This is a genomic window from Marinifilum fragile JCM 15579, from assembly GCF_001310955.1.
GTDB classification, from domain to species: Bacteria; Bacteroidota; Bacteroidia; order Bacteroidales; family Marinifilaceae; genus Marinifilum; species Marinifilum fragile.
In genome coordinates, this window is sequence record NZ_BAZX01000053.1 from 1 (window position 1) to 11377 (window position 11377).

Below are 11377 nucleotides of genomic sequence, written 5' to 3' on the forward strand. Positions count from 1 at the left end.
AAATTATCTATACAGGCAATAAGAATATCCTTAACGCCCCGATTTTGCAGATCACTAAGTACTTGCAACCAAAATTTTGCTCCTTCTTTTTCTCCAATATACATGCCTAAAACCTCCTTCACTCCACTATGATTGACACCCAAAACATGATAGACTGCTTTGTTAACAATCCTTCCTTCCTGGCGTACTTTGTAGTGTATAGCATCCAACCAAACAATTGGGTAAATGGCATCTAAAGGGCGATTTTGCCATTGATAAACTTCAGGAATGATACGATCAGTTATGGCCGTCAAACTTGATGGAGATAAAGTGATCCCATACAATTCTTCAAGATGATCACATATGGCTTCATAACTCATTCCTTTGGCATATAAGGAAATGATTTTGTGATCTATTCCGTCTCCCAGAGTTAACTGTCGCTTCTTTACCAGTTCAGGTTCAAAACTACCGTTACGATCTCTGGGAGGTGTTAGCTCAACTGTTCCAAAACCTGTTTTTACCTTTTTCTTACCTCTGCCATTGCGACGATTGGTTTTTTTGGATTCATTTAAGTGAGCATCCAATTCACCATTTAAACTTGCATTTAACAAACGCTGAAGTAAAGGGACCAAAACTCCATCTTTACCTTCCAGTTTTTTTCCTGATTTGAGACCTTCTAAAGCTTCCTTCTCAAATTCTTTGTAATTAAAATCTTTGCCATCCATTGTATCAAGTTATTAATTGTTTCTTAAACTTTTACTTGACACACTTTAATGAACAGACTCGCCATTGTTTCCCTCATGTTAACAAGTGCACCGTCTGACCTGCCATCTGTATCGAGAGACCTGCCAAGTGCAGGCTCAATGTTAATATCTGCACCGTCATTGTTGATAACCGCATCGTGAGACCTGTCATCTGCATCGTCAGACCTGCCATCTGCACGCTCAATGTTGATATCCGCACGCTCATTGTTAATAAGTGTAATGCACTTGGTAGGAATGAGCGTGCTTTTCTTAGGTCTCTCGATAAAAATGGTAAATATGACTATACATCCGGCAGATCGCACAATGCTTTTATCCGGTGTTAGGATAGCATTAACAGGAGTAACAGTACAATTAATAGCTTAAAGAGAGTATCTATCAACTCAGATTCAAACATTAATAATATTACAATCTAAAATATGAAGTGTAAGATGACTCAAGATATTCAGGAGTAATTGTATTTCAATTTTTACCTAATTATTGTTTCAGATCAAAATGCATTTCTTAAGTATAAACTGATATGTTTTAAATTATTCTGTTAATTTTAACCAGCTTAACTAAATTACATACAAAATGAACCAAATCATCTCAAAACCAGCTATCAAACAAGGTTGGTTACGTGCAATTCTTATTATTATTCCTTTTTTTATTGTAACAGGTATTTTTCAATTGTTAGGCGTTATCCTATATGGTGCAATTACTGGAAATCTAGATTTTGAAAACTTTCAGAATTTAAAAATGTCTAAAGATTTTATGGTATTTGGTCAATTTACCGGGACACTTGGCACATTGTTAATTGTATGGATTTTTGCAAGGTTCATTGATAAAAGGCACTTTTTTGATTTAGGATTCTCGATTAAAAATCGCAGCAAAGATATTCTGTGGGGCTTACTGGCAGGAATTATAATGATGGGACTTGGAACAGTTATTCTTCAATTCAATGGTAATCTCACCATTGAATCCATTAATTTTGCGATGGGAAGTCTGCTACAATCTGTATTCCTGTTTATTTTTGTTTCAATAAACGAAGAAATAATTGTTCGTGGCTACATTCTTCGAAACTTTATGGATTCAATGAACAGATACCTTGCCCTGATTCTATCCTCATTAATTTTTACAGCATTACATTTATTGAATCCTAACGTATCAATATTAGGAATTACAAATATCTTTCTTGCCGGAATTCTCTTGGGAATTGGATACATTTTCACCAAAAACTTATGGTTTCCGCTTGCCTTGCATTTTAGCTGGAACTTTTTTCAAGGACCCATTTTTGGTTTCGAAGTAAGTGGTACAAAAAGCGATACTTTAATTTCTCAAACCATTACAGGCAATGAAATTCTTACTGGAGGTAATTTCGGTTTTGAGGGTTCTTTACTTGCCAGCATACTTTGCACAGCATGTATTGTTTTATTTTGGTTTATCTACAAAAAGCAGGATTATAAATTGTTAAAAGCTTAACGCTATGAAAAAGATTCTATTCTTATTCCTATCAGTTATACTCTTTTCTTGTACAAAGCAACAAGAATCCATTCTTGATGCATACAAAGCAAATGACCTACAAGAAATATTCGAACAAGCAAACGTGAATGGTTGTTTTATTATTCATGATTTTAAAAATAATAAATCACTGACTTACAATTCTGAGAGATTGGATTCTGCCTTTCTACCTGCATCTACCTTTAAAATCATTAATTCGATGATTGCACTGGAAACAGAAGTAATTAAAGACGAAAATGAAATCATTAAATGGGATGGAAAAAAACGATTTATTGAATCATGGAATCAGGATCATAACTTGGCATCCGGAATTAAAAATTCTGTTGTTTGGCTTTACCAGGAGTTGGCTAGACGAATTGGTGAAAAGAGAATGAAACATTGGGTTGAAAAAGCTGATTACGGAAACAAAAACATTGGTGGAAAGATTGATCTTTTCTGGTTGAATGGAGATATCCGAATCACGCCTAATCAACAAATTGATTTCTTAAAAAGATTGTACTTAAACCAATTGCCATTTCAAAAGAAAAATCAGGAAACTGTAAAAAAGATTTTACTTGTAGAACAAACCCCTGACTATTCAATTCGAGCAAAAACAGGATGGGCCGCACGCATCGAACAAGAAATTGGTTGGTACGTTGGTTATCTTGAAAACAAGGACAATGTCTACTTTTTTGCCTTAAATATGGATATCAATTCATCAGATGAAGCCAAATATCGAAAACAAATAACAACAGATATTCTAAAAGTTTTAAATTTGACAAGATAATAACCTACTAAACCAAAATACAAAGCAATGAAAATCATAGGGACCAAGTTACTTTTATTGATGCTGCTTTTTACAGCGAGTACTTGTTTTGCCAATCAAGGTGTAAATGACGATGAATATGCGAAAGATGTAAAACATCTATTTCAGGTAAATGGATCTGCGAATAGCTTCAAACAGTCAATCAAAACCATGATTGAACATTTTAAATCGCAAGAATCCAATGTTCCTGCAAGTTATTGGGAAAAAACGGAGGAAGAATTTTTAAAGACTTCCTTTGATGACTTATACAATATGATTGTTCCCATTTACCGCAAAAATCTATCACATGAAGATGTAAAAGCAATGATTGCTTTTTTTGAATCGGATGCTGGCAAAAGAATTGCTCAAAAAACTCCTGCTATTACTGCTGAAAGTATGCAAGTGGGTATGATTTGGGGACAAGAAGTTGGGAGAAGAATTCATGAAGATATCCAAAGCAAGGGATTTAAAATAAGATTACCGTTCACTCCATAATTTATTTGACTTTTAGATTGTAAACCTGTCATTTATCATTTCCTGTGCAATGAATAATATGTACTTTTTAGGGTTACCAATTTAACCCGAAATGAGTACTAAAATTACACCCAAACAAAACTATGAACTCACCCGACAACAAATTGGCTATGTAGACAGAAGGCTCGCCACGCCTGAAGACTATCGTAGAATTGGATTTAAGTCGGGTTTAGAAGTTCATCAACAACTTGCCACAAAAGAGAAGTTGTTTTGCCATTGCCCATGTGGCGTATTTCAAAAAAATGGAGATTACGATGCTGAAGTAATTCGTCATATGCGACCTGCCATGAGCGAATTAGGTGGATACGATGGAACTGCGCTTATGGAATTTAAAACCCGTAAGAACATTATTTATCGAATCAACAACGAAACAGCGTGTACCTACGAAATTGACGATACTCCTCCTTTTAAAATCAATCCGGAAGCATTAGAAATTGCACTTAAAATATCTTTGCTTAGCAAACTCAACGTGGTTGGCGAAGTTCATATCACCCGAAAGCAATATCTTGATGGAAGTATTCCTACTGGATTTCAAAGAACTGCAATTCTTGGAGTAAATGGGCATATTCAACTTCGCAACAAAAAGGTAAACCTGATACAACTGAGTATTGAAGAGGATTCTTGCCGTGAAATTGCCGATGTTGGTCACGAAAGATGGTACAAAACCGATCGTTTAGGAATGCCTTTGATCGAAACAGTTACAGCACCCGAATTGTTTACTCCAGATGAATTGCGTGAAGCTGCAGAATACATTCGCTTCTTAAATAGGAGCACAGGTTTGGTTCGCACAGGAATGGGAGCCGGACGTGAAGATGTGAATGTTAGTTGCCGAGGTGGTTCAAGAGTCGAAATCAAAGGAGTTGCTCACAACAAATGGATTCCAGAACTTTCTCACAATGAAGCATTCCGCCAATGGGCCTTATTGCATATCAAAAAGTTATTGCTGGAAAGAATTACAAAGGAAAAATGGCAAGCTAAGTACATGGAGTTAGATCCACATGAGTTTAAGTTTACTTATCTCCCCTTGGTAGAGTGCAAAGAGAAAAAACATAAAATCATTGCCATCAATATCCCTGAATTTAAAGGATTCCTCTCCCATTTCACTCAACCTGATCAGGTTTTTGCTGATGAAATCTCTCAAAGATTAAAAGTAATTGCTTGTATCGAAAAACCAAATATGGTTTATTCGGAACAAGAAGATCTAACCATTTCTGATCATGATTTCGCGACAATTCGCACGCAACTGAGTGCAAAAAATAATGATGCACAAATCGTAATCTGGGGACCGGAAGAGGATATGAAAACGGCAATAGAAACGGTAATTGAACGTTGTGAAATGATTTTTGATGGAGTTCCTAATGAAACCAGAAAATCACTTCCAAACGGAACAACCATATTCGAAAGAGTTCTTCCTGGTGCAGATAGAATGTATCCTGACACTGATTCCTGTCCAATTCCATTATCGGATGAATACATTGAAAAATTAGGAAAAGATTTGCCTCAAGATATTTCTGAAAGAATAGAATTATTAAGCAAATGGAGAGTACCTGTGGATGCTTACCATTTTATTTTAAGCAAGAATATCTTTCCAGTGATAGAAGAGATTTGCGAACGCTTCAAATTCGATCCTAAACGTGTTGCAATCTTCTTTGGCCATACCTACAAGAATATTGCTGGCAAACAGAAAGCACATCCCGATTTCAACTATCGAAAACTTATTGGGCTATTTAAATTTATACACGAAAAAGGTCTGCACATTAATATTGCAAAATACTTACTCCCAATACTGTTTCAACATCCAAGTATGGAATTTAATTCTATGCTAACCGCTCTAAAATTTAAGAAACGAAACTTGGATGAATTGGCAGCTCCGATAGATTTCTTAGCCGAGAAATACCGTGACATCAGAAAAACAGAAGATACAAATGAAGCCGTGCACTGGATTATGGGCCAACTTCACAAGCAAGCTATTGGTAATATTGAGTTAAGAGATTTAAGGGAAATCATCGATAAACGATTACAATAATGGAAGATCTTTTTCAAGGATATAAGGGTGATGCTCTGGAAACCCTCAAAAAATATAATGTACGAGTATGGGGAAAAACTCATATTGTAACAACCAGAGGTGAGTTTGATGGCACAATTTTACCACGTGCCGAAAATGATGATGATCAACATATCGTATTAAAAATTGATACTGGCTATAACATTGGGATCAATATTACTACCATTAAGGAAATGAAGGAAACCGGCTACAAAAAAGCCAACTACAAAGTTCCAGAAAAAGAATTTCCTTACACCGAAGGACAGCCAAAGGTGAAATTATTTGGTACTGGCGGAACCATTGCTTCCCGTCTTGACTACCGAACCGGAGCTGTTATTCCGGCCTTTTCGCCAGGAGAATTGTATGGCTCTGTTCCCGAATTAGCAGATATCTGTAACCTGACTACAGAGAAAGTTTTTGCCGTATTTAGTGAGAACATGGGACCACAACAATACATCTCTTTAGCCATTGCTATTGGTAAGGAAATCGAAAATGGAGTTGATGGAATCATTATTGCTCATGGAACCGATACACTTCATCATACTGCAGCTGCACTTACCTATATGGTTCAGAATTTACCTGTTCCCGTGGTTTTAGTTGGCTCTCAACGATCATCGGATAGACCTTCTTCTGATGCTGCTTTGAACCTAATGCATTCCGCCATTGCTGCTGGCCATGGAGATATAGCCGAAGTAATGGTTTGTATGTTTGGTCCAACTTCTGATGAATATGGATTCCTTCACCGTGGTACAAGAGTTCGAAAAATGCATTCCAGTTATCGTTCCACTTTTAGAACATTAGGAGATACGCCATTGGCAACGGTGACAAGAAAAGGTGTAAAACCAATAAAGAAAAAATACAATCATCGCCGCAAGGACAAGAATGTTAAAATTCTTCCATATTTCGAAGAGAAAGTCACGATTCTTTACTACTATCCTAACATGCAACCAGATATAATTGATGCATTGGTTGATTGCGGATACAAAGGAATCATTATTGCAGGAACCGGACTTGGACACGTTAATAAGCCAGTTTATCCGGCTTTAAAACGAGCGGTTGAAAAAGGTGTTCATATATTTATGACTGTTCAAACTCTTTGGGGTTATACTCACATGTTTGTGTATGATACTGGTAGAGATTTAATGGCAATGGGCGTAATACCCTTAGACAATATGTTGCCGGAGGCTGCCTATATTAAACTAGGTTGGACTCTTGGTCAAACCAACGATAGACAAAAGGTCATTGATATCATGAAGACACCAATTAATGATGAAACTACAAAACGAGAACCTTACAATGGATATTTACTCTACCAGGGAGGTGTACCTGAGGTAGAACAATTTGTTAAAAATTTCAGAAAATGATTTTAACCCGGCCAAAAGCCGGGTTTTTAATGAATTTCCATAAAGTTTAATCCATTTTTGACGACTTGGGGAAACTTTATTTCTATCTTTAAGTAAGATTTGAAAAAGGATTATATGAGTTTATTAGATACTACATTTGATTTAGAACAATTCACACAACAATTAAATAATGAGCTAAATAATAGTCTTCCAGGCTTTGATGCTCAAAAAATAATGTCGCCTTCAATTCGTGAACATGCTCTAAAAAAAAGTGATCCTTCGATCGCCAGAGACAGTAGCGTTCTATTACTCTTCTATCCTAAAGATGGTCAATTGTACCTTCCTTTTATCAAAAGAACTTCAGGAAATACAAGTCATAGTGGTCAAATTAGTTTACCAGGAGGAAAGTACGAAGAGAGCGATTCCAACAGAACCGTTACTGCAATTCGCGAAACCAACGAAGAACTTGGGGTTGAATGCAAAAAAATTAAAATATTGGGGTTCTTAACTGAATTATATATTCCTGTGAGCAATTTTATGGTACTACCTGTTTTAGGCTATTGCAAAGAAAGACCTGATTTTAAATTGAATACTTTTGAAGTTGAAGAAGTTATTGAAATGCCTGTTCAAGAACTCCTTTCAAAAGAAAATATTTCCAAATTTAGTTTTACAAAAAATGAGCTTACAATACATGCCCCATATTTCGATGCCAAGGGGCACAAAGTATGGGGAGCTACTGCAATGATTTTATCTGAATTACGAGAGGTATTTTTAAGAGCTGGTTTGATCCGTTAAAGTCATATTTTTGTAGTGCTTATAGCGATCCAAAATCTTAACTACGTACCAATAAGGCTCCTGACCACGACAGTATCCATATTTTACCACCGGATCATTAAAGAATTCGGGCTTAGATTTGTTCAGAAGGTAATAGTCAACGCTGCCCTTCCATTGATCCGGGTTCTTCCCATTCTTTTGCGCCAGCCTTCTAGCGTCCAGAATATGACCCAAGCCAACATTATAGGAAGCCAGCAAAAATTGCAACTTATCGGTTTTATCTCCTAATGTTTTATCTAGCTTATTTTCTAAATATTTTAAGTGTTTCACACCTGCCTCTATATTCTCCTGAGCAGTGGATAAAGAGTCCACATCATATCGATATGCGGTTTCCGGCATTAATTGCATCAAACCAAAAGCACCAACCCACGAACGTGCATTAGGATTAAAATTTGATTCTTGATAAACCAAAGCCGATAACAATCGCCAATCCCAACCAATCAGTTTTGCATTTTTCTTTATCAAATCATCATATTCCGATATCTTACCACTCCTTAAAGTAAAGTATTCGCTTTGAAGCATCTCTTCAATTCTACTACTTTTAAAATATTTTCTGTAGATGATTTTATATTCCCTTGTTTTCTGAAAATCAATCAACCACATATTAATATCTTTCGTAAGATCGTCGGCTCCCTTTCTCAAAGCCCAAGCCAGATTTTGCGGCTCACTTAAATGTGTTCGAATATCAATGTTTGGATAATAAGTTTGATTTACCATTGCAACATTCTCATCTGCGATTGTGTAGGAAATCTCTCTATTAGCTACTTTAGAAATTAATTCTTCTACCTCAATTTGATCAACAGGTACAATTTCTATATCATCATTTCCAGTATTCGATATTCTATTTAATCTTTCCTCAAATGATGATCCTTTTGGAACATGAATTTGCTTCCCAAATAATTGCGATTTTTCACTCACATATCCGACAGGATGAATAGAATCATTAATCTGTATTAACACTTGGCGTGATTGACTATGAGGAACAGTAAAATTAAATTTTTCCACTCTTTCTCCAGTTACAGCCAAATTCATACCTAGTAAATCAACATCACCGCGTTCCAAAGCTTCAAAAGAAGAAACCAAATCGTTATTTACCGTCAAATCAAGCTTCACATTCAAATGTTTGGCCAAAGCTTTCAGCATTTCATACTGAAATCCCATTGTTCTACCTTTGTAAATAAAATAATCGGTAGAATTATAATTGGTAATCACTCTTAGTTTTCCACGCAGCTTTACATGCTTTAATTCTACAATGGGTTTTTCCTGCATTTGTAACTTCACAAGCTTACGTTGCTGATTACACGTTTGCAAAAATACCATGAAAATCAAAGGTATAAGTAGCTTTATGTATTTAAATTGCGACATAAAATTCTCCCTTCCTAATATTAAATTAGAAATAAACAGGTCTCGAACCAAGAAATATTTGATTTATATTCTAGGCCTCTATTAAGAATTCTTAATTGTAAAAAGTCCAAATTAATCCGTATTTCAGCATAGACGGATTGATTGGATAATGAAGTGCTGAAAAATAGTTTTTACTACCAATAGAAGCGTTTGCATGCTCGTACATAATGAATAAACGTGTCCTTTTTATTCTAAAATTAAAATACACATTTACCTTAGGATAATCACCTAATTCCTTTTGCTCCTGCAAAAAGAACTGCCCTGTAGCAGGCATATAATTTGGAGCGTAAAAACTTGTATTGTAATGTATGGATACACCTGTTTGTAAACCTAATGCACCATTAAAAAATTCATTTTTATAATAGTTATTACTATAGATTGATAAAGTTGGAAGAGGTAAAAGCTTCTCGTTTGAACTATTTTGACCAACCAAGCTTTGGTTTAGATAAAAGTTTCCTAATTTGAAGTTTTTCTGCAAATATCCGGTTAGAACAGAAATTCCAACAGCGGCCTGCTCAGGTGTAGCATTCAACCCAAAGTAGGTGTAATTGTCTATTTGACTGAAATTTGCACCAATTTTAAATCTATAATTCTTATTAAAATATTCCACACCAGCACGTAATTCTGTTTGCTTGTCAAGCTGTAAATCCCATTGCTGATGATTTCCGTAATACTTCTCCATAATGTAATTTGGAGTAGTCGATTCCAATCTTCCAGAAAGTTTAAAACCATGTCCTGAATTCTTTTCACCAAACCATTTTATGAATTGATAATCCAAATCAAAATCATTTTGGCGATATCCTTCAAACACATATTTACCAACGGCCTTCCAGTTTGCAGATTTTCCAGATAAGCTAAATAAACTTGCAACAAGTTGATTGTTATGGATGTTTTCATCCTTTTGCTGCCAAGCATATTGAGTCACATTTCTTCTAAGGTTATATTTCAAGAATTCACTTTCGATACCAAATCTTGCTCCTAAGCGAATCCATTTGTTTTCATTTTCATTAAAAACAATTTGAAATGTATTCTTAACCAATGATTGTTCAACCTTATCAAAGGTCGAGTTTTGATTCAATAAAAAGCCAATAGGATAAAAATCTTTATTCAAGTTATCATCCTTAAACTGCCAACTATTTTTTTCGTAATTCAAAGTATATAATAAGTCAATAGCATACGAATAAGTTGTATCTTTTTCAATTACTATTTCTTTTTCCTTGCCAATCCCATAGGAATGATTCATAAACAAATTAAAATTTGTCAATTTCGATCTTGCCTGGGTCAAATTTACCTGGATATTTTCTGATTCTTCATCTCCATCAGTAACCAAACTATCATTAACAATTCCCCCATTTTCATTCGCGCTAATACGATTCATGTTTAGAACCATATTCATTCCATAGTTTCTCTTTTTGTAACTCGAGAAAAGTGTGAGATCATACAATTTAGTTTTCTGATTCTGATACTGACCATCACTTGAAATTAAATCATATTTTATTCCGAAATTCCAGTTCGGCGAAATGTTTTGTGTTTGCAGAACCTTTAATAGATTTTCCGATTGTCCTTTGGGTCCACCAGTTTCATAAAATAATCTAGTATAAGGTGTCGTAGTATTAAAATAAACGATATCCTCTGGTTTGACCATATAAGCTCTATACGCATCGAAAAATAAAAATCCGTCCTTTTCCCTATCAATGTAAATATTGCTTTGATAAGCTGCTCCTAGATTTCCCAAATAAGAATTAGAAATGCTCTTCTGATAAATCGGATTGTAGTTTTGAATTTCGCCTAAAATTGTATCCAACTTAAATTCTTCTCTTGAAGAATTCATATCAGTAAGTTTCCAGGTTTTAATAACAGATTCGACATTATAACCTAAACTATCCAACATCTTAGAATCATCTTTCTTTGATTTATCAGACATTGATCTGCCATCAGGCCCAATGCTAGCACCAGTTAATTTTCTTTGTGCAAAAGAAATTGTGCTTAGTCCAAATACAAGAGCTAATATTATGAAATATTGTTTCATAGCGTACAAAGATATACAAACTGAGACGAACTTAAACAGATTGTTTGAAAATATAGGTTAAAAAACCTTAAGCGCGAGTTAATGAATCTAAATTCAAGGTAAGCGGAAGCTTGTCAAAGCTTCAAATATTGCTATTCAGATGTTGATTTATAAAAATCAGAACAT

The 11377-nt window shown here is 35.1% G+C and carries 9 protein-coding genes; 6 read left to right on the top strand and 3 right to left on the bottom strand.

What is annotated here, in order from left to right; all coding sequences use genetic code 11:
• Positions 1-704: IS256 family transposase (locus JCM15579_RS19535; RefSeq protein ID WP_157471570.1), on the bottom strand; the 704-nt coding region annotated here is incomplete at its 3' end.
• Between the two features lie 609 nt (positions 705-1313).
• Between JCM15579_RS19535 and JCM15579_RS19545 the strand changes: the two genes are divergently transcribed.
• The 6 genes from JCM15579_RS19545 to JCM15579_RS19570 all read left to right on the top strand — a co-directional run bounded on the left by JCM15579_RS19545 (position 1314) and on the right by JCM15579_RS19570 (position 7740).
• Positions 1314-2201, top strand: coding sequence for a CPBP family intramembrane glutamic endopeptidase (locus JCM15579_RS19545; protein ID WP_054722940.1), 888 nt, complete (start codon positions 1314-1316; stop codon positions 2199-2201).
• Positions 2202-2205: 4 nt separating this feature from the next.
• Positions 2206-3006: a class D beta-lactamase gene (blaOXA, locus tag JCM15579_RS19550; protein WP_083464782.1), complete on the top strand. Its 801-nt coding sequence runs from the start codon at positions 2206-2208 to the stop codon at positions 3004-3006.
• Between the two features lie 27 nt (positions 3007-3033).
• Positions 3034-3519 (top strand): DUF2059 domain-containing protein, encoded by a 486-nt coding sequence (locus JCM15579_RS19555; RefSeq protein WP_054722942.1) that lies wholly within the window; start codon positions 3034-3036, stop codon positions 3517-3519.
• Positions 3520-3610: 91 nt separating this feature from the next.
• Positions 3611-5584: a Glu-tRNA(Gln) amidotransferase subunit GatE gene (gene gatE, locus JCM15579_RS19560; protein WP_054722945.1), complete on the top strand. Its 1974-nt coding sequence runs from the start codon at positions 3611-3613 to the stop codon at positions 5582-5584.
• The gene (gene gatD, locus JCM15579_RS19565) at positions 5584-6966 is read left to right on the top strand and encodes a Glu-tRNA(Gln) amidotransferase subunit GatD (protein WP_054722947.1); all 1383 of its coding nucleotides are present in this window, start codon (positions 5584-5586) and stop codon (positions 6964-6966) included. Before gatE ends, gatD begins: the two co-directional genes overlap by 1 nt.
• A gap of 114 nt (positions 6967-7080) precedes the next feature.
• Positions 7081-7740 carry an NUDIX hydrolase gene (locus JCM15579_RS19570; RefSeq protein WP_083464783.1) on the top strand — a complete coding sequence of 220 codons (660 nt, stop codon included), beginning with the start codon at positions 7081-7083 and terminating at the stop codon, positions 7738-7740.
• On the opposite strand, the gene JCM15579_RS19575 is transcribed toward JCM15579_RS19570, so the two are convergent.
• Both JCM15579_RS19575 and JCM15579_RS19580 read right to left on the bottom strand, forming a co-directional pair.
• Positions 7717-9060 (bottom strand): MltF family protein, encoded by a 1344-nt coding sequence (locus JCM15579_RS19575; RefSeq protein ID WP_172677479.1) that lies wholly within the window; start codon positions 9058-9060, stop codon positions 7717-7719. The two genes, JCM15579_RS19570 and JCM15579_RS19575, sit on opposite strands and share 24 nt — an antisense overlap.
• A gap of 175 nt (positions 9061-9235) precedes the next feature.
• Positions 9236-11212 carry a putative porin gene (locus JCM15579_RS19580; RefSeq protein ID WP_157471571.1) on the bottom strand — a complete coding sequence of 659 codons (1977 nt, stop codon included), beginning with the start codon at positions 11210-11212 and terminating at the stop codon, positions 9236-9238.
• Positions 11213-11377: the final 165 nt, after the last annotated feature.